At 74.0% G+C, this 25,061-nt stretch carries 21 protein-coding genes; 14 read left to right on the top strand and 7 right to left on the bottom strand.

The window, feature by feature from the left end; all coding sequences use genetic code 11:
• The first annotated feature begins 51 nt into the window (after positions 1-51).
• Both B085_RS0140595 and B085_RS0140590 read left to right on the top strand, forming a co-directional pair.
• Positions 52-2,883, top strand: coding sequence for a DEAD/DEAH box helicase (locus B085_RS0140595; RefSeq protein WP_018564330.1), 2,832 nt, complete (start codon positions 52-54; stop codon positions 2,881-2,883).
• 106 nt (positions 2,884-2,989) lie between these two features.
• The gene (locus B085_RS0140590) at positions 2,990-3,667 is read left to right on the top strand and encodes a TetR/AcrR family transcriptional regulator (protein ID WP_018564329.1); all 678 of its coding nucleotides are present in this window, start codon (positions 2,990-2,992) and stop codon (positions 3,665-3,667) included.
• A 13-nt stretch (positions 3,668-3,680) separates the two neighbouring features.
• On the opposite strand, the gene B085_RS0140585 is transcribed toward B085_RS0140590, so the two are convergent.
• From B085_RS0140585 to B085_RS0140575, 3 genes are all read right to left on the bottom strand, one after another.
• Positions 3,681-4,622 carry an ADP-ribosylglycohydrolase family protein gene (locus tag B085_RS0140585; RefSeq protein WP_018564328.1) on the bottom strand — a complete coding sequence of 314 codons (942 nt, stop codon included), beginning with the start codon at positions 4,620-4,622 and terminating at the stop codon, positions 3,681-3,683.
• A gap of 152 nt (positions 4,623-4,774) precedes the next feature.
• Entirely contained in the window at positions 4,775-5,002 is a 228-nt protein-coding gene (locus B085_RS0140580; protein WP_018564327.1) for a DUF6011 domain-containing protein, read from the bottom strand.
• Positions 5,003-5,097: 95 nt separating this feature from the next.
• Entirely contained in the window at positions 5,098-5,955 is an 858-nt protein-coding gene (locus B085_RS0140575) for a siderophore-interacting protein (protein WP_018564326.1), read from the bottom strand.
• A 165-nt stretch (positions 5,956-6,120) separates the two neighbouring features.
• Here B085_RS0140575 and B085_RS0140570 point away from each other — a divergent pair, with 165 nt between their 5' ends.
• The gene (locus B085_RS0140570; protein ID WP_018564325.1) at positions 6,121-7,479 is read left to right on the top strand and encodes a cytochrome P450; all 1,359 of its coding nucleotides are present in this window, start codon (positions 6,121-6,123) and stop codon (positions 7,477-7,479) included.
• On the opposite strand, the gene B085_RS0140565 is transcribed toward B085_RS0140570, so the two are convergent.
• Entirely contained in the window at positions 7,448-8,365 is a 918-nt protein-coding gene (locus tag B085_RS0140565) for a 5'-3' exonuclease (RefSeq protein WP_018564324.1), read from the bottom strand. The two genes, B085_RS0140570 and B085_RS0140565, sit on opposite strands and share 32 nt — an antisense overlap.
• 184 nt (positions 8,366-8,549) lie before the next feature.
• Between B085_RS0140565 and B085_RS0140560 the strand changes: the two genes are divergently transcribed.
• The 5 genes from B085_RS0140560 to B085_RS0140535 all read left to right on the top strand — a co-directional run bounded on the left by B085_RS0140560 (position 8,550) and on the right by B085_RS0140535 (position 14,961).
• Positions 8,550-9,668: a quaternary amine ABC transporter ATP-binding protein gene (locus B085_RS0140560; RefSeq protein WP_018564323.1), complete on the top strand. Its 1,119-nt coding sequence runs from the start codon at positions 8,550-8,552 to the stop codon at positions 9,666-9,668.
• Positions 9,661-11,460 carry an ABC transporter permease/substrate binding protein gene (locus B085_RS0140555; RefSeq protein WP_018564322.1) on the top strand — a complete coding sequence of 600 codons (1,800 nt, stop codon included), beginning with the start codon at positions 9,661-9,663 and terminating at the stop codon, positions 11,458-11,460. The genes B085_RS0140560 and B085_RS0140555 overlap by 8 nt, the downstream gene beginning before the upstream one ends.
• Before the next feature lie 106 nt (positions 11,461-11,566).
• The gene (locus B085_RS0140550; RefSeq protein ID WP_018564321.1) at positions 11,567-12,331 is read left to right on the top strand and encodes a helical backbone metal receptor; all 765 of its coding nucleotides are present in this window, start codon (positions 11,567-11,569) and stop codon (positions 12,329-12,331) included.
• A 1,230-nt stretch (positions 12,332-13,561) separates the two neighbouring features.
• Positions 13,562-14,512 (top strand): aminoglycoside phosphotransferase family protein, encoded by a 951-nt coding sequence (locus tag B085_RS0140540; protein ID WP_018564320.1) that lies wholly within the window; start codon positions 13,562-13,564, stop codon positions 14,510-14,512.
• Complete coding sequence (locus B085_RS0140535; protein ID WP_018564319.1) at positions 14,509-14,961, top strand: GNAT family N-acetyltransferase; 453 nt, start codon at positions 14,509-14,511, stop codon at positions 14,959-14,961. The genes B085_RS0140540 and B085_RS0140535 overlap by 4 nt, the downstream gene beginning before the upstream one ends.
• On the opposite strand, the gene B085_RS0140530 is transcribed toward B085_RS0140535, so the two are convergent.
• Positions 14,945-15,649, bottom strand: a complete 705-nt coding sequence (locus B085_RS0140530; RefSeq protein ID WP_018564318.1) for a gamma-glutamyl-gamma-aminobutyrate hydrolase family protein — start codon at positions 15,647-15,649, stop codon at positions 14,945-14,947. The genes B085_RS0140535 and B085_RS0140530 overlap by 17 nt on opposite strands.
• A gap of 105 nt (positions 15,650-15,754) precedes the next feature.
• Here B085_RS0140530 and B085_RS0140525 point away from each other — a divergent pair, with 105 nt between their 5' ends.
• From B085_RS0140525 to B085_RS0140510, 4 genes are read left to right on the top strand one after another with little or no spacing between them, the layout of a single operon-like run.
• Positions 15,755-17,131 carry a glutamine synthetase family protein gene (locus tag B085_RS0140525; protein WP_018564317.1) on the top strand — a complete coding sequence of 459 codons (1,377 nt, stop codon included), beginning with the start codon at positions 15,755-15,757 and terminating at the stop codon, positions 17,129-17,131.
• A gap of 8 nt (positions 17,132-17,139) precedes the next feature.
• The gene (locus B085_RS0140520; protein ID WP_018564316.1) at positions 17,140-18,525 is read left to right on the top strand and encodes an aldehyde dehydrogenase family protein; all 1,386 of its coding nucleotides are present in this window, start codon (positions 17,140-17,142) and stop codon (positions 18,523-18,525) included.
• 8 nt (positions 18,526-18,533) lie between these two features.
• On the top strand, positions 18,534-19,322 hold the full coding sequence (locus B085_RS0140515; protein WP_026251945.1) for a 3-oxoacyl-ACP reductase: 789 nt from the start codon (positions 18,534-18,536) through the stop codon (positions 19,320-19,322).
• Between the two features lie 53 nt (positions 19,323-19,375).
• Entirely contained in the window at positions 19,376-20,293 is a 918-nt protein-coding gene (locus tag B085_RS0140510) for a DUF2510 domain-containing protein (protein ID WP_037733368.1), read from the top strand.
• A 58-nt stretch (positions 20,294-20,351) separates the two neighbouring features.
• Here B085_RS0140510 and B085_RS0140505 read toward each other — a convergent pair whose 3' ends face one another.
• Positions 20,352-21,554 carry an amino acid deaminase/aldolase gene (locus B085_RS0140505; RefSeq protein WP_026251944.1) on the bottom strand — a complete coding sequence of 401 codons (1,203 nt, stop codon included), beginning with the start codon at positions 21,552-21,554 and terminating at the stop codon, positions 20,352-20,354.
• Positions 21,555-21,701: 147 nt separating this feature from the next.
• On the opposite strand from B085_RS0140505, the gene B085_RS50305 reads away from it, so the two are divergent.
• Both B085_RS50305 and mycP read left to right on the top strand, forming a co-directional pair.
• On the top strand, positions 21,702-22,913 hold the full coding sequence (locus B085_RS50305; RefSeq protein WP_018564312.1) for a hypothetical protein: 1,212 nt from the start codon (positions 21,702-21,704) through the stop codon (positions 22,911-22,913).
• Complete coding sequence (gene mycP / locus B085_RS0140495) at positions 22,910-24,103, top strand: type VII secretion-associated serine protease mycosin (protein ID WP_018564311.1); 1,194 nt, start codon at positions 22,910-22,912, stop codon at positions 24,101-24,103. Before B085_RS50305 ends, mycP begins: the two co-directional genes overlap by 4 nt.
• On the opposite strand, the gene B085_RS45295 is transcribed toward mycP, so the two are convergent.
• Positions 24,069-24,920: a serine hydrolase gene (locus tag B085_RS45295; RefSeq protein WP_018564310.1), complete on the bottom strand. Its 852-nt coding sequence runs from the start codon at positions 24,918-24,920 to the stop codon at positions 24,069-24,071. The genes mycP and B085_RS45295 overlap by 35 nt on opposite strands.
• Positions 24,921-25,061: the final 141 nt, after the last annotated feature.

Genomic DNA, 25,061 nt, shown 5'->3' with positions numbered 1-25,061 from the left:
GCAAAAAGATCATGTCGACTGTCAGTGCGGCCCGGTAGTCTCGTTTTCAAGATGAACGACGAGATGTCTCCCGCCGAGCGTTACGCCGCGTCCCGGCTCCGCGCCGCTGAGCAGGCCACCGCACTCGCGGGCTTCCGCGAGCTGTACGACTTCGGGCTGGACCCCTTCCAGATCGAGGCCTGTCAGGCCCTCGAGGCCGGCAAGGGCGTGCTGGTGGCGGCACCCACCGGCTCCGGCAAGACCATCGTGGGCGAGTTCGCCGTCCACCTGGCCCTCGGCGAGGGCCGCAAATGCTTCTACACCACCCCGATCAAGGCGCTGTCGAACCAGAAGTTCACCGATCTCGTCAAGCGCTACGGCGCCGAGCGGGTCGGTCTGCTGACCGGCGACAACAGCGTCAACGGGGACGCGCCGATCGTGGTCATGACCACCGAGGTGCTCCGCAACATGCTGTACGCGGGCTCCCAGGCCCTCGACGGCCTCGGCTACGTGGTCATGGACGAGGTGCACTACCTCTCCGACCGCTTCCGCGGCGCGGTCTGGGAGGAGGTCATCATCCACCTCCCGCAGTCCGTGACCCTGGTCTCGCTCTCCGCGACCGTCTCCAACGCCGAGGAGTTCGGCGACTGGCTCGACACCGTCCGCGGCGACACCGAGGTCATCGTCTCCGAGCACCGCCCGGTGCCGCTGTGGCAGCACGTCCTGGCGAGCCGCCGGATGTACGACCTGTTCGAGGAGAAGCGGGGCGCCGGCCCGGGCGCGCAGCGCGCCGTCAACCCCGACCTGGTGCGGCTGGCCCGGATGGAGAACCAGCGCTCCTTCAACGGCCGCGACCGGCGCGGCGGCAAGGTGCGCGAGGCCGACCGCGAGCGGGAGCGCCGCCAGCAGCGCAGGATCTGGACGCCCAGCCGCGTCGAGGTCATCGAGCGGCTGGACGCGGAAGGGCTGCTGCCCGCGATCACGTTCATCTTCAGCCGCGCCGGCTGCGAGTCGGCTGTGCAGCAGTGCCTCTACGCGGGCCTGCGGCTCAACAACGAGGAGAACCGGGCCAAGGTCCGCGCCATCGTCGAGGAGCGCACCAAGTCCATCCCCGACGAGGACCTGAACGTCCTCGGCTACTTCGAGTGGCTGGAGGGCCTGGAGCGGGGCATCGCCGCGCACCACGCCGGCATGCTGCCGACCTTCAAGGAGGTCGTCGAGGAGCTCTTCGTGAAGGGCCTGGTCAAGGCCGTCTTCGCCACCGAGACGCTGGCGCTGGGCATCAACATGCCCGCCCGCTCGGTGGTCCTGGAGAAGCTCGTCAAGTGGAACGGTGAGACCCACGCCGACGTCACCCCCGGCGAGTACACGCAGCTCACCGGCCGTGCCGGACGCCGCGGCATCGACGTGGAGGGCCACGCGGTCGTGCTGTGGCAGCGCGGCTTCGACCCCGTCCACCTGGCGGGGCTGGCCGGCACGCGCACCTATCCGCTGAGGTCCTCCTTCAAGCCCTCGTACAACATGGCCGTCAACCTCGTCGGCCAGTTCGGGCGGCACCGCTCGCGCGAGCTGCTGGAGACCTCGTTCGCGCAGTTCCAGGCCGACCGCTCGGTGGTCGGCATCTCCCGCCAGGTGCAGCGCAACGAGGAGGGCCTGGACGGCTACCGCGCCTCCATGACCTGCCACCTCGGTGACTTCGACGAGTACATGTCGCTGCGCCGGCAGCTGAAGGACCGCGAGGCCGACCTGTCCCGGCAGGGCGCGAACCAGCGCCGGGCGGCCGCCGCCGAAGCGCTGGAGAAGCTCCGCCCGGGCGACATCATCCACGTCCCGGCCGGCAGGTTCGCCGGCCTGGCCCTGGTCCTCGACCCGGGCGTGCCCGCCGGCCGCAGCCCCGGTCACCACAACCGGCACGACCAGTTCCACCACGACGGCCCCCGCCCGCTGGTGCTCACCGCGGAGCGGCAGGTCAAGCGGCTCGCACAGATCGACTTCCCGGTGCCGGTCGAGGCGCTGGACCGGATGCGCATCCCCAAGTCCTTCAATCCGCGCAGCCCCCAGTCCCGGCGCGACCTGGCCTCCGCGATGCGCTCCAAGGCCGGTACGGCCGGCATCGCGCCGCAGCGGCAGCGCCGCCAGCGCTCGGCCGCCGCGGACGACACCGAGATCGCCCGGCTGCGCAGCGAGATCCGCGCGCACCCCTGCCACGGCTGCGACGAGCGCGAGGACCACGCCCGCTGGGCCGAGCGCTACCAGCGGCTGCAGCGCGACACCAAGCAGCTCGAGCGCCGCATCGAAGGCCGCACCAACACGATCGCCCGCACCTTCGACCGCATCTGCGCCCTGCTCACCGACCTCGGCTACCTCGAGGCCGGCAAGGTCACCGCGGACGGCCGCCGGCTGGCCCGGCTCTACGGCGAGCTCGACCTCCTGGCCAGTGAGTGCCTCCGCGACGGCGTGTGGGACGACCTCGGTCCCGCGGACCTCGCCGCCTGCGCCTCCGCGCTGGTCTACGAGTCCCGCTCCGCGGACGACGCCATGCCGCCGCGGCTGCCGTCGGGCGGCGCCCAGCAGGCGCTCGGCGAGATGGTCCGCATCTGGGGCCGCCTCGACGCCCTGGAGGAGGAGCACCGCATCAACCAGGCCGAGGGCGTCGGCCAGCGCGAACCCGACCTCGGCTTCGCCTGGGCGGCCCACCGCTGGGCCTCCGGGCACGGCCTGGACGCGGTGCTGCGCGACGTCGACATGCCGGCCGGCGACTTCGTGCGCTGGACGAAGCAGCTCATCGACGTCCTCGGCCAGATCGCCGGTGCCGCCCCCGAGGGCAGCCCGGTGCGCCGCAACGCCCGCAAGGCCGTCGACGCACTGCTCCGCGGCGTCGTCGCGTACTCCTCGGTGGGCTGACGACCGCGGCGCGCCGCCCTCGCGCGGCGCGCCCGGTCGCGTCCGTCCCCGAAGCACCCAGGGCCGACCGCGCACCGCGCCGGGGCGGTTGTGCGAGGATCGGCGTGTGAGCACCACGGGACGGCGCGTCGGGCGCCCGCGTGCGCAGGCGCGGCCGGACAGCGGCCTGACGGCCCGCGAGGAACTCCTGACCGCAGCGGCCGAACTCTTCACCACGCAGGGGTACGCGGCCACCACGACCCGTGCCGTCGCCGAGCGCGCCGGGATGCGGCAGGCTTCGATGTACCACTACTTCGCCGGCAAGGAGGACATCCTCGCCGCGCTCCTGGAGGGCACCGTCCGCCCGTCCCTGGACCTCGCGCACTCGCTCGTCGCCCGCACGGACGCCCCCGCGGAGGCGCGGCTGTGGGCGCTGTGCCGGGCGGACGTGGCCCTGCTGTGCGGCGGCACGCACAACCTCGGCGCGCTCTACCTGCTCCCCGAGGTCCGCGCCGGGCGCTTCGGCGGCTTCCGTGCCGTCCGGGACGAACTGAAGGCCGCGTACGCCGCCCTGCTGGCCGCGACGGCCCCGGGCGCCGCGCTGCCCCCCGCCGGTCTCGCGGTCCGCGTCGACCTCGTCTTCGGCCTCATCGAGGGCGTCATTCTCATCCGGCGTGACAGCCCGATCCCCGACGCGGCCGCCTTCGCCCGCGCGACCGCCGACGCGGCGCTGCGCGTCGCCGGCTGCCCGGACGGCGACCTGGCCGCCCTGCGGCGCACGGCCGAGGCACTGTCGGCGGGGTGACGGGGCCCGGGGGTCAGTCCCCGGTGAGCCGGGCAGCCAGGGCGACCAGGTCGGCGTGGCGCAGCACGCGCCCCGGCGTGCCGGGCATCGGTACGTGCAGTGCTGCCGTCCAGCGGCCCGGCACGGCGGCGAGGCCGTGGGCCGCGCCGGCGAGGGTGCCCGTGACGGCGGCGACGGTGTCCGTGTCGCCGCCCAGGTCGACCGCGGCGCGCAGCGCGGCCTCGAAGCCCCCGGTCGTCCGCACGGCCCAGACCGCGGAGCCGAGGCAGGGCCAGACCGCGCCGTTGAACTCCGTGGCCAGGCCCGGGTGCCAGTCGGGCGCGAGGACGGCGGCCCACCGCTCATGGAAGGGCTCCGGCACCTGCGCCAGGGCGTCGGCCACGACCGCCGGCGCGACGGGATCGCCGCCGTCGAGGGCGACCCGTACGAGGTCGTGGAGGATCGCGCTGCCCTCCCAGGCGGCGCGGTCGCCGTGGGTGAGGGCGGCGATCCCGCGCGCGGCGTCGAGCGAGGCCGGGCGTCCGTGTCCGGCGAAGTGGACGGCGGCGGGCGCGGCCCGCATGAGGGCGCCGTTGCCGGCGGCGCGGTGATGCGTCCGGAAGTGCAGTGCCGCGGCCAGGTCCCAGGGGGCGCCGGAGGTGAGCACCGCCTCCGTCTGCAGACCGATGTCCTTGGGGTCGGCGGCCGCCCAGCGCACGAAGCGCGCGAAGACGTCGGGCAGGTCCAGCGTGCCCCGTTCCAGAAGGGAGTCGGCGACGAGCACCGCCATCTGCGTGTCGTCGGTTGCTTCCCCGGGATCCCAGCCGCCGCCCCCGCACATCTCGCCGGCGGTGCCCGGTTCCGGGAAGCGCGCGGAGAACGCGCCCTCCGGGCCGAACTCGAAGGGCGCGCCGAGCGCGTCGCCGACGGCCGATCCGACGATCGCGCCCGCGGCGCGTTCCCCACGCTGTGTCATTTCCGGCCTCCCAGGGGGCCGGTGACCTGTGCCGTGGGCACGAGGGCAGGGGCGAGGCGGTCCACGGTGAGGTCGTCGGTCACGCGACAGCGGTGTGTGGGCTGCACGGTTGAACCGTAGGAGCTCGCCGCGCCGCCCGGTGCGGCGGGGCTTCACATACCCGGCAGCCGGTCCTGTTCGACGTCGAAGCGTCCGATGCGCGGGGCCGTCTCGAGCCCGTGCTTGCGCCGGCAGCCGCGGCCCCGGCCCCACAGCCGGGCGTCGTGCGCGCTCAGGGGCCGGTGGCAGTCGGCGCAGAGGACACGCGGACGCTCCCCGGCCGGCTGCGCCTCGGGCATCAGGCCCGGAAGCGGGGCGGGTTCGGGTTCGGGTGCGGCCATGTGGCCAGTGTCCCAGCACCGACCGACGTGCGCGCAGCGGCTCTCCGGGCACGCCGTACGGAGCGTTCGTCGCCGGCGTGCACGGCGACGCGACGTCAGGAGGCGAGGGCCTGCGGCGGAGTCTCCTGCTCCTCCTCGATCCGGCGGTTCCAGTCCGGCTTGGAGGCCTGCCAGCCGTCCTCGTCGTGACCGGTGCGCCAGTAACCCGAGATCGACAGCCGTTCGCGCGGTACGCCGAGTTCGACCCGCAGCAGGTGGCGCAGCCGCTTGACGAAGCCCGCCTCGCCGTGGACGAAGGCCTGCACGTCACCCGGCGGGAACTCCAGCCCGGCCACGAGACGGACCAGTTCCTCGCCGACCCGGCCGGAACCGCGGTGCACCCAGACGACCTCGGCGTCACCGGGCGTGGAGAGCTTCTGCTCCTCCCCCGGGCCGGAGATCTCGACGAACACCCGGGCGGGAGCGCCCTCGGGCAGCCGCTCCAACGAGGCGGCGATCGCCGGCAGCGCGCTCTCGTCGCCCACGAACAGATGCCAGTCGGCGGCCGAGTCGGGCGCGTAGGCGCCGCCGGGGCCGAGGAAGAGCACCTCCTCGCCGGGCTGGACGCGGGCGGCCCACGGGCCGGCCAGGCCCTCGTCGCCGTGGTACACGAAGTCGACCGTCAGCTCGCGTGCCTGGGCGTTCCAGCGGCGCACCGTGTACGTCCGTACACGCGGCCACTGGTCGCGGGGGAAGTCGGCGCGGATCCGCTGGATGTCGAACGGCTCGGGGTACCGCACGCCCTCGGCCGGGAAGAGCAGTTTGATGTAGTGGTCGCTGTACTCGCCCACGGGGAAACCCGTGAGGCCCTCACCGCCGAGCACCACGCGGATCATGTGCGGGGTCAGCCGTTCCACGTGCTGCACCCGCGCGCGGTTGAGCTGCGGTTTCCTGCGCACCGGACGGTCTGCCATGAGCACACTCCTCGCATCAAGTTAGGCAAGCCTAATCCATCCGCGCCGTCCTGCGCAGCCCGGTCTCGGAAAGATCACGAGATCTCCGATCACCGGTTCCGATCCGCCGTTCGCCGATTTTGATGGGACGGACGCGATCAGACGCTACCCGGGAGGCCTGCGCACATGGGTTCCGACACCGCCACCGCGATCACCGCAGGACCCCGCGGGGTGCCGCTGCTGGGGAACCTCCCGCAGTTCGCCAAGGACCCGCTCGCCTTCTTCACCGCGCTCCGCGAGTGCGGGGCCGGGCAGGTCACCTGGGCCATGGGCCGCACTCCCGCGCGCTTCCTCAATGATCCCGCACTCATCGGGGAACTGCTGTCGGCCCGCGAGTCGACCTTCTCGCTGCCCGATCTCGGATGGTCCTTCCGCTACCTCATGGGCGAGGGGGTCGTGGTGGCCAAGGGCGCCGACTGGCGCCGCAAGCGGTCCCTCGTCCAGCCCTCGGTGCGGCCCAAGCAGGTGCGTGCCTACGCGGCGACGATGGCCGACTGCGCGCGGGAGGTGGCCGAGCGCTGGAGCGGCGGCGAACGGATCGACATCCGCCGCGAGATGACCGGACTGACCCAGCGCATCGCGGTGCGCACGGTGTTCGGCACCGACGCCGCCGTCCGCGAGGAGGTCATAGGGCGCTGCATGGACGTCGCCCAGCAGCAGATGGGCGCCGAGTTCCGCGGCCTCGGGGCGATGCTGCCCGACTGGTTCCGCACCCCGGGGCGGCTGCGCTTCAAGGCCGCCGTCGACACCCTCGACGCCGAGGTCGCCCGGATCGTCGCCGCCCGCCGCGAGGCCGGCGGCGAACGCGACGACCTGCTCAGCCGGTTGCTGACCGCCGTCGACGAAGCGGGCGTCCCGCTGACCGACAAGGAGATCCGGGACGAGACCGTCACCCTCTACAACGCCGGCCACGAGACCACCGCCACCACGCTCACCTGGGCCTGGTACCTGCTCTCCCGCAACCCGAAGGCGCGTGAGGCGCTCACCGCGGAACTGGACCGGGTGCTCGGCGGCCGCACCCCCGGCTTCGACGACTACGCCCGACTGCGCTGGACCGAGGCCGTCGTGAAGGAGACCCTGCGCCTGCGGCCCACCGTCTGGCTCAACCTGGCCGTCGCCGAGGAGGGCGCCACCCTGGGCGGGGAGCCCGTCCCGGCCGGCACCCAGGTCTGGATCAGCCCCTGGGCCACCCACCGCGACCCGCGCCGCTGGCCGCAACCCGACGAGTTCCGCCCCGAGCGCTGGCTGGACGGGGCGCCCGACGCGATCACCGACCACACCTGGTTCCCCTTCGGCGGGGGGACCAGGGCCTGCCTCGGGGCGCGCTTCGCGATGGTCGAGGCGGTGATCGTGCTCGCCACCCTCGGCAGCCGCTTCCACCTGGACACCGGCGACGAGGAGATCCGACCGACGGTCGGCCTCACCCTCCAGCCCGACCGCGACGTGCTCGCCGTCACCCGGCCCGTTCCGGCCCCAGCACGCTGAGCAGCCGCTGCAGCGAGCCGCCCAGCCCCCAGCGCTCGGCCAGCGCGGCCAGTTCCTCGGGCCGGCGCGGCTCGCGCGGCAGCTCCGGGGTGAACTCCGGCAGCGGCACGTCGGAGGCCACCCGCACCACCTTCGGCGCGACCGCCACGTACTGCGCGGCCTCCTGCAGCCGCTTGCGCTGCGCGGGGGTGACCTTGGACGCGGGGTCGTGGGCGGCGGCCATGATCCCGGCCAGGTCGCCGTACGCGTCCAGCAGCTTGGCCGCCGTCTTCTCGCCGATCCCCGGCACGCCCGGCAGGCCGTCGCTCGGGTCGCCGCGCAGCAGCGCCAGGTCCACGTAGCCGGGTCCGCCCACGCCGTACCTGGCGCGCAGCCACGCCTCGTCCACCAGGTCGAGCGCGCCCACGCCCTTGACCGGGTACAGCACCCGCACCCCGCGGGCGTCGTCCACCAGCTGGAACAGGTCGCGGTCGCCCGTGACGATGTCCACCGGCCCCGGCGCCAGGCCCGTCAGGGTGCCGATCACGTCGTCCGCCTCGTAGCCGGCGACGCCCACCCGGGCGATGCCCAGCGCGTCCAGCACCGCCTCGATCACCGGGACCTGCGGCGACAGGGTGTCCGGCACCTCCTCGACGTCCGAGCCGCCGGGCACCTCCTCGGCGACGCGGTGCGCCTTGTACGAGGGGATCAGATCCACCCGCCACTGCGGCCGCCAGTCAGCGTCCATGCAGGCCACCAGGTCGTCGGGGGAGTGGTCGGCGACCAGGCGGGCGATGAAGTCCAGCAGCCCGCGCACCGCGTTGACGGGCGTGCCGTCCGGCGCGCGCACCGAGTCGGGTACGCCGAAGTACGCGCGGAAGTAGAGGCTGGCGGTGTCCAGGAGCATCAGGCGTCGAGTCACACGCCGATGATGCCGCACGCCGCCGACACCCCGGCCACCGTGACCTCCGTCACGGAACGGTTTGCTCCGCTTGGGTCGGGGCAGCCGCCGTCCCGGAGCGGGACAGGAGCGCTCCGCGACCAGCGTGCGGGGGCAGCCGGTCGCCCTCCCTACGACACGTGAGGTGTATGTGTACAGGCTGCAGGCAGAGCATCTGTACAAGGTGTTCGGTGCCGATCCCGAGGACGGCGTGCGCCGTCTGGAGGCCGGGACCGGACGCGAGGAGTTGCGCGAGAGCGGCACGACCGCCGCGGTGATCGACGCGAGCTTCGACGTCCGCGAGGGCGAGATCTTCGTCGTCATGGGCCTGTCCGGATCGGGCAAGTCCACCCTGCTGCGCACGCTCAACGGGCTCAATCCCCCCACCGCGGGACGGGTGCTCTTCGACGGCCGGGACCTCACCGCACTCAGCCCCCGCGAACTGCGCCGCGTGCGCTCGCACGGCATCAGCATGGTCTTCCAGCACTTCGCGCTCTTCCCGCACCGCAGCGTCCTCCAGAACGCCGCGTACGGCCTGGAGGTGCAGGGCGTGGGCCGCAGGGAACGCGAGAAGCGCGCCGCGCGGGCCCTGGAACTCACCGGCCTGTCGGGCTGGGGCGACTCCTGGCCCGACGAGCTCTCCGGCGGCATGCAGCAGCGCGTAGGCCTGGCCCGCGCGCTCGCCACCGACGCCGACGTGCTCCTCATGGACGAGTCCTTCAGCGCGCTGGACCCGCTGATCCGCCGCGACATGCAGGACCAGCTGCTCGAACTCCAGCGCAGCCTGAAGAAGACCATCGTCTTCATCACCCACGACCTCAACGAGGCCATGCGGCTGGGCGACCGCGTCGCCGTCATGCGCGACGGGCGCATCGTCCAGGTCGGCACCCCCGAGGACATCCTGCTGCGCCCCGCCGACGACTACGTCAGCTCCTTCGTGCACGACGTCGACCGCTCCCGCGTGCTGACCGCCGGCACCGTCATGGAGCCGCCGCAGCGTCCCGACGCCGGCGACTGCCGCTGCGAGACGGTCGCCCCGCGCACCCCGCTCGCCGACGTCCTGCCGGTCAGCGCGCGTGTCCCGCACCCCGTGACCGTCCGCGACCAGGCCGGCGACGTGGTCGGCGTCATCGACAGGCAGCGGCTGCTCGCGGCGCTCGGCGACCACGACGGACCGGTGACCCCCTGCACCGGCGACACGGCCCACGCGGCCCCGACCGCCGCGCCCGGGGTGCCGGCGCGGCCGCGGAAGGAGGCGGCGCGTGCCTAGGCTGCCCCTCGGCGACTGGACCGACAGCGCCGTCACCTATCTGCGCGACCACTTCGGCCCACTCTTCGACGTCATCAGCGCCGTCGTCTCCGGCATGTACGACGGCCTGGAGGCCGTGCTGCAGGCCCCCGCACCGCTGCTGCTCGCCGGGATCCTCGCGGTCCTCGCGCTGTGGCTGCGCGGCCTGACCGCCGGGGTGCTCGCCTTCGCGGGTCTGGCCGTCGTCGTCTCCGTGCAGCAGTGGGACGAGGCCATGGACACCTTGTCCCTGGTGCTCGTCGCCACCGTGATCACCATCGTGCTCGCCGTGCCGCTCGGCATCTGGTCGGCGCGCAACCGCACCGTCTCCGCCGCCCTGCGCCCAGTGCTGGACTTCATGCAGACGATGCCCGCCTTCGTCTACCTGATCCCCGGCATCTTCTTCTTCGGCGTCGGCCAGGTGCCCGGCATCATCGCCACCATCGTCTTCTCCCTGCCGCCGGGCGTGCGCATGACCGAACTCGGCATCCGGCAGGTCGACGAGGAGCTCGTCGAGGCCGCGGAGGCCTTCGGCACCGCCCCGCGCAGCACCCTGCTGAGGGTGCAACTGCCGCTCGCGCTCCCCACGATCATGGCGGGCGTCAACCAGGTGATCATGCTCGCGCTGTCCATGGTCGTCATCTCCGGAATGGTCGGCGGCGGCGGCCTCGGCGCCTCCGTCTTCACCGCCATCAGCCAGGTCGACATCGGCCTCGGCTTCGAGGCGGGCCTGTCCGTGGTCATCCTCGCCATGTACCTCGACCGCGTCACCGGCGCCCTCGGCGCCCGCGTCTCCCCGCTGGGCCGGCGCGCCATGGCCGCGGCCGCCTCCCCGCGCGGAGCGCGGCTGTGGAAGTACCGTCCGCAGACCTCCGTCGCCGTCGTGGGCATCGTCGCCCTCGCGCTGACCGCCGGCGGGATGGGCGTCCTCGGCGGCGGGGACGAGAGGACCGCCGTCCCCGAGGCCGACGACGTCGGCAAGGGCCGCCAGGTCGACATCGGCTACATCCCCTGGGACGAGGGCATCGCCTCCACCTACCTGTGGAAGGAGCTGCTGGAGCGGCGCGGGTACGAGCCGAAGGTCACCCAGTACGACGTCGGCGCCCTCTACACCGGCATGTCCGCGGGACGGGTCGACTTCGAGACCGACTCCTGGCTGCCCGTCACGCACCGGTCGTACTGGGAGAAGTACAAGAACGAGCTGGACGACTACGGCTCCTGGTACGGCCCCACCTCGCTCGAACTGACGGTGCCCTCCTACGTCAAGGGCATCGACTCGCTGGCCGACCTCAAGGGCAAGGGCAAGCAGTTCGGCGGCCGGATCATCGGCATCGAGCCCGGCGCCGGGATGATGAAGATGCTCAACGACACGGTGCTGGAGAAGTACGGGCTGCAGGGCGAGTACAAGGTCACCACCGGCTCGACCGCGAGCATGCTCGCCCAGCTCGACCGCTCCATGAAGGCGAAGGAGCCGGTCGTGGTGACCCTGTGGTCCCCGCACTGGGCCTACAGCGAGCACAGCCTCAAGAAGCTGAAGGACCCGCTCGGCGCCTGGGGCAAGGGCGACGGCATCCACACCCTCGCCCGCAACGGCTTCGCCGGCGACGAGCCGAAGGTCGCGAAGTGGCTGGCGGACTTCAAACTGAGCGAGAAGGAGCTCACCGGCCTGGAGGGTGCCGTGCACAAGGCCGGCCAGGGCCACGAGCAGGACGGCGTACGCGACTGGCTCGACGCCCACCCCGGTCTCACGGACCGGCTCGCCCCGGTCGGCTGACCGGACCCCGGCCCCGGACGGCGCGGCACCCGGCACTTCCCCTCCCTGGTGCCGGAGCCGCGCCGTCCGGCCCTCCCCGTCCGGCGGGGATCGATACGGTGGGGACATGACCCGTCGCGACTCCGGCCCCGCACGGCGTGTGGTCTCCCTCGTCCCCTCGCTCACCGAGGCGGTGGCGACCACGGCGCCCGCCCTGCTCGTGGGCGCCACCGACTGGTGCAACCAGCCGGCGGACCTGCGCGTCACGCGGGTCCGGGGCACGAAGAACCCCGACATCGCGGAGATCGTCCGGCTCGCTCCCGACCTGGTGATCGCCAACGAGGAGGAGAACCGCGCGCCCGACCTCGACGCGCTGCGCGCGGCCGGGCTGACGGTGCTGGTGACGGAGGTACGCAGTCTTCCCCAGGCCTTCCGGGAACTGCACCGCGTGGTCGTCGAGGCCTGCGGGCTGCCGCGCCCGGCCTGGCTCGACGCCGCGGAGAAGACCTGGGCGTCGCTCCGGCCCGCCGCCCACCCCCGCAAGGCCGTCGTCCCCGTCTGGCGCCGCCCCTGGATGGTGCTCGGCCGGGACACCTTCGCCGGCGACCTGCTGGCCCGGCTGGGGGTCGAGAACGTCTACGGCGACCACCAGGAGCGGTATCCGCGGGTGCCGGTCGACGAGCTCACCGGCAGCGGGGCGGACCTCGTCGTACTGCCCGACGAGCCGTACCGGTTCACGGCCGACGACGGGCCCGAGGCGTTCCCGGAGATACCCGCGGCGCTGGTCAGCGGCCGTCACCTCACCTGGTACGGCCCGTCCCTCGCCGAGGCGCCCGCCGTGCTCGCCGCCGCCCTCGCCCCGGCCGGGCCCGCGCCCGCCCGGCGCGCGTAGCGCGGTTGGACCGGGGTCGGTTGTTGCTGCCGGTTGCTCGTGTGCGGGTTGTTTGCGCCTGCGGCGGGCTGTCCCCCGCCCTCCCTCCCGATTGCCCGGCGCGGTTGGTGCGGGCCTCGCGCGGTTCGTGGTGGGCCGGGGGCGGGGCCTCCGGGGCTGGGCATTCTGTACCGCATATTTATGTGCATGGCGGGCGGTACTTGTTGTGCCGTCTGCGCCGCACAACAAATACACGTCAGCGTCCAGAACGCCCACCCTCCCCCAGCCTTCGGCCGGGGGTGCCCCCAACTCCCCTGCCCCCTCCGTATCGTTCGGCGACCAACGGCCGGAGGGGGGTAATGGGGGGCCACCCCTGCCAGCACCGCTGGAAGCTGCCTCCAGCAGGGAGTTCCCCGGCGCGAGGCCGAGCAAGAGTCGCGCACCGGTGGCCAGGGGCCCTGGCCCCTCGCGCTCGCGTGACGCAGGCAACCCCTGCGGGGGAGGTGCCACACCTCTGTCCTTCGGCGAGCAGCCAAACCGGCTCCCGCTCACCTTGTCGACGGCATCGAACTGGATGGAGTGGGCGTTGAGTAGGACGTGTGCGGCGACCCCGGATCGCCTCCTCACCCCCTCCGGCCGTCAGGCGCCCACGCATAGGGAGGGGGCGGGGAGTTGGGGGCACCCCCGGCCGAAGGCTGGGGGAGGGAGGGCGGGCGGCGACACGGCCCGCCGCAGGCGCAGACAACCCGCTCACGACAGTGGACCGCTCACCCTTCCGCCGGCATCAGCACGCGCGTCGGGATGGCCGTGGGCGTCGGGTAAGGCATGTGCGGCGACCCCGGACCGCCTCCTCACCACCCTCCGGCCGTCAGTCGCCCCACGGATACGGAGGGGGCAGGGGAGTTGGGGGCACCCCCGGCCGAAGGCTGGGGGAGGGTGGATGTTCTGGACGCTGCGCGATATTTGTGTGCGGCATCCGGGGCTCGAACATGAACCGCCCGCCATGCACGTAGATAACCCAGTCCAGGACGTGCAGCCCCAGAGGCCCCGGCCCACCACGCGCGCGAGGCGTCCACTGACCGCGCCGGATGGGGGTCCCCCCCGGCCGAAGGCTGGGGGAGGGAGGGAGGGCGGATGGACGCCCGCCGCAGGCGCAACGCACCCGCACACGACCACCGCCGCAACAACCGACCCCGGACGTCTCCGGAAAACCCGTTGGCCCCCGCGGGCGAAGCCCGCGATCCTCGGGGCATGACACGTGCCACCTGGGCCTCCCTGCCGCGTGACCTCTCCACCGCCGTCGAGGCACGCCTGGGCGCCCCCGTGGCCCGCGCCGCCGACCAGACGGGCGGCTTCTCCCCGGGCGTGGCGGCCCGCCTCTCCCTCACCGACGGCCGCCGCGCCTTCGTCAAGGCCGTGAGCCCGACGCAGAACCCGGATTCCCCGCACATCCACCGGGCCGAGGCCCGGATCGCCGCCGACCTGCCCCGGGACGTTCCGGCACCGCGTCTGCTGGACTCCTTCGAGCAGGACGGCTGGGTCGTCCTCGCCTTCGAGGACGTGGCCGGCCGCCACCCGACGGACCCCTGGGACGCGGAGGAACTGCGCCGCGTCATGGACGCGCTGGACGGCCTGGCCGGCCGGCTGACGCCGAGTCCGGTCGCCGCGCCCCCGGCCGCCGAACGCCTCGCGGGCAGCTTCGGCTGCTGGGCGGACCTGGCCGCGGACCGGGACGCCGGGACCGACGACCTGGGCGGCCTCGATCCCTGGGCGGCGGCCCATCTGGACGACCTCGCCGCCCTGGAGTCGGGCTGGCCCGGGGCCGTGGCCGGCGACACACTCGCCCACGGCGATCTGCGGGCGGACAACATCCTGCTGACCCCCGACGGCCGGGTCGTGTTCGTGGACTGGCCGTGGGCCTGCACGTCGACCGCGTGGTTCGACCTGCTCTGCATGCTGCCGAGCATCGTGATGCAGGGCGGCCCGGATCCGGAGGGGCTCTTCACGGACCACCCGCCGGCGCGCGACGCGGACCCGGCGGCGGTGGACGCGGCGCTGGCGGCTCTCACCGGGATGTTCCTGGTCCACGCCCGCCGGCCGGCGCCCCCGGGGCTGCCCACACTGCGGGCCTTCCAACGGGCGCAGGGGGAGGCGGCCCTGTCGTGGCTGCGCACCAGGCTGAGTCCTACGCTGCGGGCATGAGCGACCTCCACTTCCGCCCCGTCACCCGCCAGGACATCCCCGACGTCGTCGCCATGTTCGCCGACGACGGGCTCGGCCGGGGCCGCGAGACCCCGGACGACCTGGAGCCGTACTACGCGGCGTACGAACGCGTCGTCGCCGACCCCGGGCAGCACGTGGTCGTCGCCGAGCGGGACGGCGTTCCGGTCGGCGTGCTGCAGTTGTCGGTGATACCGGGGCTGTCACGGCGCGGCACGACGCGCTCGGTCATCGAGGCGGTGCGCGTGCACCGCGACGCCCGGGGCGGCGGCCTGGGGACGCAGCTGATCGAGTGGGCGGTCGAGGAGTCCCGCCGCCTGGGGTGCACGCTGGTGCAGCTCACCTCGGACCGGGCGCGCACCGACGCGCACCGCTTCTACGAGCGCCTCGGCTTCACGGCCTCGCACGTCGGCTTCAAGATGCAGCTCTGACCGCGCCGGCCGCCGCGGCGATCAGGGCGCGCATCACCCGTTCGTCCTCGTCCATCTCGGGGTGCCACTGGACCCCCAGTACGAAGCGGTCGCCCGGCAGCTCGACGGCCTCCGGCGTGCCGTCCTCGGCCTCGGCGCTGATCACCAGCCCCCGGCCGAGGGCGTCCACCGCCTGGTGGTGGTAGGTGGGCACGGTCGCGGCCTCCGGCACCGCCTCCGCGTAGCGCGTGCCGGGGACCGGCTTGACGGTGTGGCTGCCGAACACGCCCACCCGGGGGCCGCGGTGGCCGTCGATGTGCTGGGTGAGGGTGCCGCCGAAGGCGACGTTGAGCAGTTGCATCCCTCGGCAGATGCCCAGCAGGGGCACCCCGGCGGCGAGCGCGGCGTCGATGAGGGCCAGCTCCCAGGCGTCGCGTTCCCGCGCCGGCGGGTCGGTGCGCGGGTCGGGCTCGGCGCCGTAGCGCGCGGGCTCCACGTCCGGGCCGCCGGCGACCACCAGCCCGTCCAGCCGGGCCACGGCGTCCGCGGCGTGGGCGGGGTCGTCCGGCGGGAGCAGCGCGGCGAGGCCGCCGGAGCGCCGTACGAGCAGCGGGTACCCGGCGGGGAGCAGGGCGGAGGGCAGGTCCCAGCCGCCCCAGCGGGCCGAGCCGACCCAGTAGGTGCTGACACCGATCAGCGGACGGGCCACGGGAGCCTCCCTGCGACGCGCGGATTTCTTCTTGCACCGTACCCAACTGAGCCCCGGGCCCGTACTTTTGGATCACCTGTCGGACGGTAGGAGAGGTGATCACCCGTGGTGCACCGAACAGCCCCGCTCAGCACCGACGACCTGCGGCGACGCGTCGACTCCGGAGAGATCGACACGGTGGTCGTCGCCTTCACCGACATGCAGGGGCGCCTCCAGGGCAAGCGTTTCGCCGCCCGGCACTTCCTCGACGACGTCCTGGAGCACGGCACCGAGGGCTGCAACTACCTGCTCGCCGTCGACGCCGACATGAACACCGTGGACGGCTACGCCCTGTCCTCCTGGGAGCGGGGCTACGGCGACTTCGCCATGCACCCCGACCTCGGCACCCTGCGGATCACCGCCTGGGACGCCGCCACCGCGCTCGTCATCGCCGACCTGCGGCTGCTCGACCACGGCTCGACCCCGGTCGCCCCCTCGCCGCGGCAGATCCTGCGCCGCCAGACCGAGCGGCTCGCCGAGCGCGGCTGGTCCGCGTACGCCGGTACCGAGCTGGAGTTCATCGTCTTCAAGGACACCTACGAGCAGGCATGGACGAACGGCTACCGCGACCTGACCCCCGCCAACCAGTACAACGTCGACTACTCCCTGCTCGGCACCGGCCGCGTCGAGCCGCTGCTGCGCCGCATCCGCAACGAGATGGGCGCCGCCGGGATGCGCGTGGAGTCCGCCAAGGGCGAGTGCAACCTCGGCCAGCACGAGATCGCCTTCCGCTACGACGAGGCCCTGGTCACCTGCGACCAGCACAGCGTCTACAAGACCGGCGCCAAGTCGATCGCCGCTCAGGAGGGCTACTCCCTGACGTTCATGGCGAAGTACAACGAACGCGAGGGCAACTCCTGCCACATCCATCTCTCGCTGCGCGACGAGGACGGACGGCCGGTCTTCGCCGGTGACGAGCCGGGCGGCATGTCGGAGACGATGCGGCACTTCCTGGCCGGGCAGCTCGCCGCGCTGCGCGACTTCTCGCTGCTGTACGCGCCCAACATCAACTCCTACAAGCGCTTCCGGCCCGGTTCCTTCGCCCCCACCGCCGTCGCCTGGGGCCCGGACAACCGCACTTGCGCGCTGCGCGTGGTAGGGCACTCCCCGTCCGCGCTGCGCCTGGAGAACCGGGTGCCCGGCGGCGACGTCAACCCCTATCTCGCCGTCGCCGGGATGATCGCCGCCGGTCTGCACGGCGTGGAGCAGAAGCTCACCCTCCCCGAGCCCGTCACCGGCAACGCCTACGCCAGCGACGGCGTCGCGCACGTGCCGGCCACGCTCCGCGAGGCCGCCGAGCTGTGGGAGGCCAGCCCGATCGCCCGAGCGGCCTTCGGCGACGAGGTCGTCGAGCACTACCTGAACATGGCCCGCGTCGAACAGGACGCGTACGACACGGCCGTCACCGACTGGGAGCGCTACCGCTCCTTCGAACGCATGTGAGGCAGCGAGTGCCCGAAGCACCCGAACCGCTCGAAGCGCTGGACGTGCTCAACCCGGCCACCGAGGAGGTGATCGCCACCGTCCCCGCGGCGCGCCGGGAGGACGTCGACGCCGCCGTGGCCCGCGCGGCCCGCGCCCAGACCGCCTGGGCGGCCCTGGCCCCGGCCGACCGGGCCAGGCTGCTGCGCCGCTTCGCGTCCGCCGTGGACGCCAGCGTCGGCGAACTGGCCGCCCTGGAGGTGCGCGAGGCCGGGCACACCGCGGGCAACGCCCGCTGGGAGGCCGGCAACGTCCGCGACCTGCTCGACTACGCCGCGGGCGGTGTCGAACGGCTCAGCGGTCGGCAGATCCCGGTGCCCGGCGGCATCGACGTCACCTTCCTGGAACCGCTCGGCGTCGTCGGCGTCATCGCCCCCTGGAACTTCCCCATGCCCATCGCCGCCTGGGGGACCGCCCCGGCGCTCGCGGCGGGCAACGCGGTGATCCTCAAGCCCGCCGAGACCACCCCGCTGACCGCGCTGCGCCTGGCGGACCTGGCGCTGGAGGCGGGACTGCCCGAGCACCTCTTCCAGGTGCTGCCGGGCGAGGGTCCGGTCGCGGGGGCGGCCCTGGTCGAGCATCCGGGCGTGGCGAAGATCGTCTTCACCGGTTCGACCCGCGTCGGCAAGCAGATCATGGCCACCTGCGCCGGCACGCTCAAGCGGGTCACCCTGGAGCTCGGCGGGAAGTCGCCGAACATCGTCTTCGCCGACGCGGACCTGGAGAAGGCCGCGGCGACGGCGCCGATGGCCTTCCTCGACAACGCCGGCCAGGACTGCTGCGCCCGCACCCGCGTCCTGGTGCAGCGGCAGGTGTACGACCGCTTCATGGAACTGCTGGAGCCCGCCGTCCTGGCCGTCGGCGTCGGCGACCCCGCCGATCCGGCCACCGACATGGGCCCGCTGATCTCCGCCGCGCAGCGGGAGCGCGTCCGCTCGTACGTGGCCCCCGACGCGCCCGTCGCGATCCGCGGCACGGCCCCGGAGGGCAAGGGCTTCTGGTACCCGCCGACCGTGCTGACCCCCGCCGATCCGGCCGGGCGCGTCGCGGTGGAGGAGGTCTTCGGCCCGGTCGCCGTCGTCCTGCCCTTCGAGGACGAGGCCGACGCGCTGCGCCTGGCCAACGCCACCCCGTACGGCCTGTCCGGCTCGATCTGGACCCGGGACGTCGGCCGCGCCCTGCGGCTGGCCCGGGGCACCGCCGCCGGCAACCTGTCGGTCAACTCCCACAGCTCGGTGCGCTACTGGACACCGTTCGGCGGGTTCAAGCAGTCGGGGCTCGGGCGCGAGCTCGGCCCGGACGCGCTGGCCGCCTTCACCGAGACCAAGAACGTCTTCATCAGCACGGAGGAGTGATCCCGGCAATGACGCAAGCAGAAGCAGTGGTGTGCCGCCGCCTGGTGGGCCGGACGGCGGTGGTCACCGGCGCCGGCAGCGGCATCGGGCTCGCCTCGGCGCGCCGGCTCGCCTCCGAGGGCGCGCACGTGGTGTGCGCCGACATCGACGAGGCCGCGGGCAAGGCGGCCGCCGAGGAGACCGGCGGGCTGTTCGTCGAGGCCGACGTGACCGACGCGGGACAGGTGGAGGCGCTGTTCAAGGCGGCGTACGACACCTACGGCTCGGTCGACGTCGCCTTCAACAACGCGGGCATCTCGCCCCCCGACGACGACTCGATCCTGACCACCGGCATCGACGCGTGGCGGCGCGTGCAGGAGGTGAACCTCACCTCGGTGTACCTGTGCTGCAAGGCGGCGCTGCCCTACATGCAGCGCCAGGGCAAGGGCTCGATCATCAACACCGCGAGCTTCGTCGCCGTCATGGGCGCGGCGACCTCGCAGATCTCGTACACCGCGTCCAAGGGCGGCGTGCTGGCGATGTCCCGCGAGCTGGGCGTGCAGTTCGCCCGGGAGGGCATCCGGGTCAACGCGCTGTGCCCGGGGCCGGTCAACACCCCGCTGCTGCGGGAGCTGTTCGCGAAGGACCCGGAGCGCGCCGCGCGCCGCCTGGTGCACATCCCGGTGGGCCGCTTCGCGGAGGCGGAGGAGATCGCCGCGGCCGTCGCCTTCCTCGCCAGCGACGACGCGTCCTTCATCACAGGGGCGGAGTTCCTGGTGGACGGGGGTATCGCGGGGGCGTACGTGACCCCTCTGTGACCGGACGACTGACGGGAATCTTAAGGCCCGGGCCTTAGGGTGACGCCGTGACCATGACGACCCCGCCCGGCTGGTACCCAGAACCCGGGCAGACAGGCAACGGGCCCGCTCTGGAGCGCTGGTGGGACGGGACCGAGTGGACCGAGTACACCCGCACCGCTCCACCCCCCGCCCCGGCGTTCGGCGCCGGGGCGCCGGGCCATCCCCAGTACCCCGGCCACCCCGGCGCGTTCCCGCCGGCTCCCGGCAAACGGCGCGGCGGTCTGATCGCGATCGCCGTCATCGCCGCGGTCGTGGTGGCGGGTGCCGTGGTCGGAGGTGTCGTCGCCCTCGGCAAGGGAGGCGGCGGCAGCGCGGACTCCGCCCGGCCCGCCCCGTCCCTCACGGCCCCCGGGCAGGGCCCGGACGGCGGCGGCCCGCCGGACCTGCCCAAGAGCGAGCCCGGTTTCGCCCTGGACGCCGTCGACGGCGTCAGCCTGCCCGTGCCCGACGGCTGGACCGGCACCACCAGCCGGTACGGGCTCGCGGAGCTCACCGTGGGCGAGTACGCCTGCCCCGGCGACCCCTCGAGCAACTGCCTGCGCGGCGGCGTCTTCTCGATGCCCGCCGTGTCGGTGAAGCTGAAGTCCACCACCGCCGAGGCCGCGGCCAAGGAGGACATCTCCGCCAACGCCGAGGGGGCCTACGGCGGCAAGATCTACGGCGACATCACCTCGCACACGCAGCTGCTGTCGCAGAAGGTCGCGGTCGCGGGCGAGCAGGGCTACCTGGTGCGCTGGAAGGTCGTCACCGAGAGGGGCGACGACGGCTACGTCCAGTCGCTGGTGTTCCCCTCGCCGTCGGACCCCGAAAGGCTCGTGCTCGTCCGCTACGGCTTCGACATCAACCCCAAGGCGCCCGGCCTCGCCGTGATGGACGAGATCACCAAGGGCATCAAGGCCTCGGGCTCCGGTGGCGGCACCGGCGTGTGACCCCCGTCCCCGCACGAGGGCGCCCCGGTCCGGTCCGTCCGGCCGGGGCGTCCGCGCGTCAGAGGAACGTCCTGCCCTCACCGCGGTAGGTCGGCACCGCCCGCACCACCCGGTCCCCCTCGACCAGGTGCAGCGTGTCGAAGCGCTCGCACAGCTCACCCGCCTTGGCGTGCCGGAACCAGACCTTGTCGCCGATCAGCAGATCATCGGCGGCCGTCCCGAGCAGCGGCGTCTGCACCTCGCCCGGCCCCTCCTGCGGGTCGTAGCGCAGCCCTTGCGGCAGGAAGGGGACGGGCAGCCGGTCCCGGCCGGCCGCGCCCGAGGCCGGGTAGCCGCCGCCGAGGACGGTGACGACACCCACGCCCGGGCGCCGCACCACGGGCTGCGCGAACAGCGCCGCCGGACGGCCCCGGAAGGAGGTGTAGTTGTCGAACAGCCGCGGCACGTACAGACCCGATCCGGCGGCGATCTCCGTCACCGCGTCCTCGGCGGCCGTGCTCTGCACACTGCCCGTGCCGCCGCCGTTGACGAACTCCAGCCCGGGCGCCACCTCCCGCACCGCCCGCACGGCCTCCGCGCGCCGCGCCGCCAGCTCCCGGCGCGCCGCCGCCTGCATCAGCCGCACCGCCCGCGAGCGCAGCGGCCGGCCGCTGACCGAGTCGCCGACGCCGGCCACATGGCCCTCGTACGCCATGATCCCCACCAGCTTGAAGCCGGGCCGCCGGGACACCTCCCGGGCCAGCGCCGCCATCTGCTCCGGCTGGTGGAGCGGGGAGCGCAGCGCCCCGATGCGGAGCCGGCCGCCCAGCATCTTCAGCGAGGTGTCCAGCTCCAGGCAGACCCGGACGATCTCGGAGCCGCCCGCGCGGGAGGAGTCGACGAGGTCGAGCTGCGCCACGTCGTCGACCATGACGGTCACCGCGGCCGCCAGCTTCGGGTCCGCGGCCAGCTCCGCGTAGGCGGAACGATCCGCCGAGGGGTACGCCAGCAGGACGTCGTCGAAGCCCGAGCGCGCCAGCCACAACGACTCTGCGAGGGTGAAGGACATGACGCCCGCGAAGCCGTCCCGCTCCAGCACCCGCTCCAGGAGGGCACGGCAGCGGACCGACTTGGACGCCACCCGGATCGGCTTGCCGCCCGCCCTGCGGACCAGGTCGTCCGCGTTGGCGTCGAACGCCTCCAGATCGACGATCGCCACCGGCGCGTCGAGGTGGGCGGTGGCCCGGTCGTACCGGGCGCGAGCTGCTCCCTGATCAGACATGCGCGAAGCTTGCCAGAATGCCCCTACCGAGCGGTAGGGGCAAGTGATCCGTACTGACGCGTCGTGACGTCGCCGCGCCCAGTAGAGTGACGCCGCAGTCCATCGTGTGAACGGGCCGTCCGCCGTGCGGCCGTGAGGGGGCACCGGGTGAGCGCCGGTTTCGACAACGGGGGAGCGACCCCCCGGCCGAGCTGGTCCCCACCGCGCCCGATACCGCCGCCGCACGCTTCCGCTCCGCCCCAGGGCTCCGCCCTGCACACCTCCGCCTCCGCCCAGTGGGCGGCCGGCGCCGCCCCCGGCCGCGCGTCCGCGCCCTGGGCCGCCGCGGGCCCCGCCGCCGGCGGCGGGGCCGAGGGCGGGCCGCCGCGGGAGCTGTACGGCACGGCACCGGTGCCGGCGCCCCCGTACCCGCGACCCGCGGGAGAGCGGGGCCCCGTCGGCGTCGCCTACCCGGCCGGCCCCGTACCGCCCCCGCCGCCCGCGCACCCCCCGGCGGCGGCCTGGTCCTCGCCCGTACCGCACTCGGCGCAGCCGCCGTACCCTCCCCGGCCGCCACACGCCCCCACGCACGCCGCCCGGGCGCGGCCCCGCACGGCCGCCGCCGCGCTGTGCCTGGTGCTGGGCCTCGGCCTGCTCGGCGGCGCCGGCGCCGGCGTGTGGATCAACCACGACCCGGCCGCGCCCACCCCCACGGCGGCTGAGGCGAGCAGGCGCGACTTCGCCCTCGCCCGCGGCCTGTGGCACAGCACGCCCGTCGGCACGCTCTTCCCGGCCACCCTGCACGGCAAGGGCCTCGGCCCGGGCGGCGCCGAACGCACCTGGACACGGATCGGCGTCGCACCGGCAGGCGACTGCCGGGAGGCCTTCGACCCGCTGCTGGCGAAGGTGCTGCGTCCCGCCGGCTGCGTGAAACTGCTGCGCGCCACCTACGCCGACGCCACGTCGAGCGCCGTGACCACGGTCGGACTCCTCGTCACCAAGGCCGAGGCCCCCACGATGCGCAAGCTGCACAACCGCTGGATCTCCGAACGCCTCGGCTCCCGCGGTGATCTGATGCCCCGTCCGGTCGCCTTCCCGGGCACCGTCGCGGACGGCTTCGGCGACCGCCAGCGTGCCAGCTGGACCGTCACGGTCGCCGCCGACCTGCCCGTCGTCGTGTACGCGGTGAGCGGCTTCGCCGACGGCCGTGAGATCGCCGTCCCGCAGCCCGCCGCCTCGGCCGTGAGCGCGGGCGCCACGACCGCGCCCGCCCAGGCCGGACTGGGGCACGAGGCCGACGCGCTGGCCGACGCCGTCGCCGACCGGGCCCGCCGGGCCGCGGGCTCGCTGACCGCCACCCCGACGGGAGGTTCCGGATGAGGCGACTGGCCACCGCGATGACCGCAGCGGCCCTCGTCCTGCTGCCCGTCGTCCCGGCCCACGCCGACGCCGTACGCGACGCGGACTGGGCGCTGGACGCGCTGCACGCGCAGGAGGCCTGGCAGCGGACGAAGGGCAAGGGCGTCACCGTCGCCGTCCTCGACACGGGCGTGGACGGCACCCATCCGGACCTGTCCGGCCAGGTCCTCGATGGCAAGGACATGGTCGGCTTCGGGGCCCGCCGCGGCGACGTCGCCTGGGCCCGGCACGGCACCGGCATGGCCGGGATCATCGCCGGTCACGGCCATGGCCCCGGCGGCTCCGACGGCGTGCTGGGCATCGCCCCGGAGGCCAGGATCCTTCCGGTGCGGGTGATCCTGGAGGACAAGGACCCGCAGCGGAAGAAGGCCCGCACCACGCGCGGCAGCGCCCTCGCCGACGGCATCCGCTGGGCCGCCGACCACGGTGCCGACGTCATCAACCTCTCCCTGGGCGACGACAGCCGCACCGCCCACCCCGAGGCGCAGGAGGACGACGCGGTCCAGTACGCCCTGCGCAAGGGCGTGGTCGTCGTCGCCTCCGCAGGGAACGGCGGCGAGCAGGGCAACCGGGCCTCCTACCCCGCGGCGTACCCGGGCGTCATCGCGGTGGCCGCCGTCGACCGCTACGGCTCCCGCGCCGCCTTCTCCACCCGCCGCTGGTACGCGACGGTCGCCGCGCCGGGCGTCGACGTCGTGATAGCCGACCCCAACCGCCGCTACTACGAGGGCTGGGGCACCAGCACCGCCTCCGCGTATGTGTCGGGCGCGGCCGCGCTCGTCCGCTCCGCCTACCCCCGGCTCAGTCCCGCCCAGGTGAAGCGGCTGCTGGAGGACACCGCCCGGAGTTCCCCGGCGGGCGGCCGCGACGACGCCGTCGGCCACGGCCTGGTGGACCCGGCGGCCGCGCTGAAGGCTGCGGCCAAGGTCGAGCCCGAGGCCGTCGTGCCGAGTGCCGTTCCCTACACGCGCAAGTACTTCGGCGCCGGTCCCGACGCGGCGAAGGCGGCAGCGGCGGCCGACGGGGACACCCTGGGCGACGGCATCGCCGTGGTCTTCGCGGTCGCCGGCACCGGACTGGTCGCCGCGGCGGCCCTGTTGTGGCTGCGGCCCCGGCTCACGAACTCCCGGAACGGCCGGCGGCACGGCTGAAGGACCCGACCGCCGCCCGCGCGGCCCGTTCCACCAGCGTGATGCCGGCGGCCTGCGTCGTGCTGCCGCGGGAGACCACGGCGACCAGATACGTCCGCCCGCCGGCCCTGACCCGGCCGATGCTGTTGATGTCCCACAGCCCGGTCGTACTCCGCCGCAGCCAGCCGTTCTTGACCTCGTAGGAGCCGTCGGCCGCGGTCGGCACGCCCCAGGCCTGCGCGGCCGCGACGCGTCCCATCAGCCGCCGGACATACGCGCGGGACGCCGTGCCGAGGGCGCCGTCGGTGCCGAAGACGCTTTGCAGCAGCGTGAGTTGGTCCGACGCCGTGGTCTGGGTCAGCCCCCACAGCGGCCCGCTGCCCGCCGTGGTCGAGGTGAGCCCGAGGCGCCGGTTGGCGGCGTTCAGCCCGGCGCCCCGGCCTATCGCGCGCCACAGCGCGCTGGCCGCCGCGTTGTCGCTGTCCTCGATCATCACCTCGGCCCAGGCCTTCTCCTGCGCCGTCAGGTCCCGCCCAGCGTCCTGGGCCTGGAGCAGCAACGCCGCCAGGATGTCGACCTTGACGATGCTCGCCGTGTCGTACCGCCCGTCCCCGTGCACCGCCCGGCCGCCCGTGGCGGTGTCCAGCACCGCCACCGAGTAGCGGGCCCCCGGGTCCCCCGACACGTCCCGCAGCGCCGTCGCCAGTACCTCGCTCCACACCATCCGGGGCTCCTCGCTCACCTTCACGATCGCCACGTTCGCCGCCGCGCCGGTACCGGTCGCGGTCACCGCGGCCGTGCCGAGCACGGCGCACGCCGGCAGCGCGGTCGCCGACACTCCGCGCACGGTGCCGCGCGGGGCAGGGCCGGCGGCGTCCGTACGGCGGGGTTCCCGTAAGCCATGCCCGGAGAAGCCAGGGACGGAAACTGCGCGGTCCGTGAGAGGCGGATGGAGGGGGCGTGAGAGATCGCGGCCGGG

The sequence above is a fragment of the Streptomyces sp. BoleA5 genome (assembly GCF_000373665.1).
In the GTDB taxonomy this organism is placed as follows: Bacteria; Actinomycetota; Actinomycetes; order Streptomycetales; family Streptomycetaceae; genus Actinacidiphila.
Note: the sequence above shows the minus strand (reverse complement) of the source record. Positions and strands in the feature narration are given on the sequence as shown.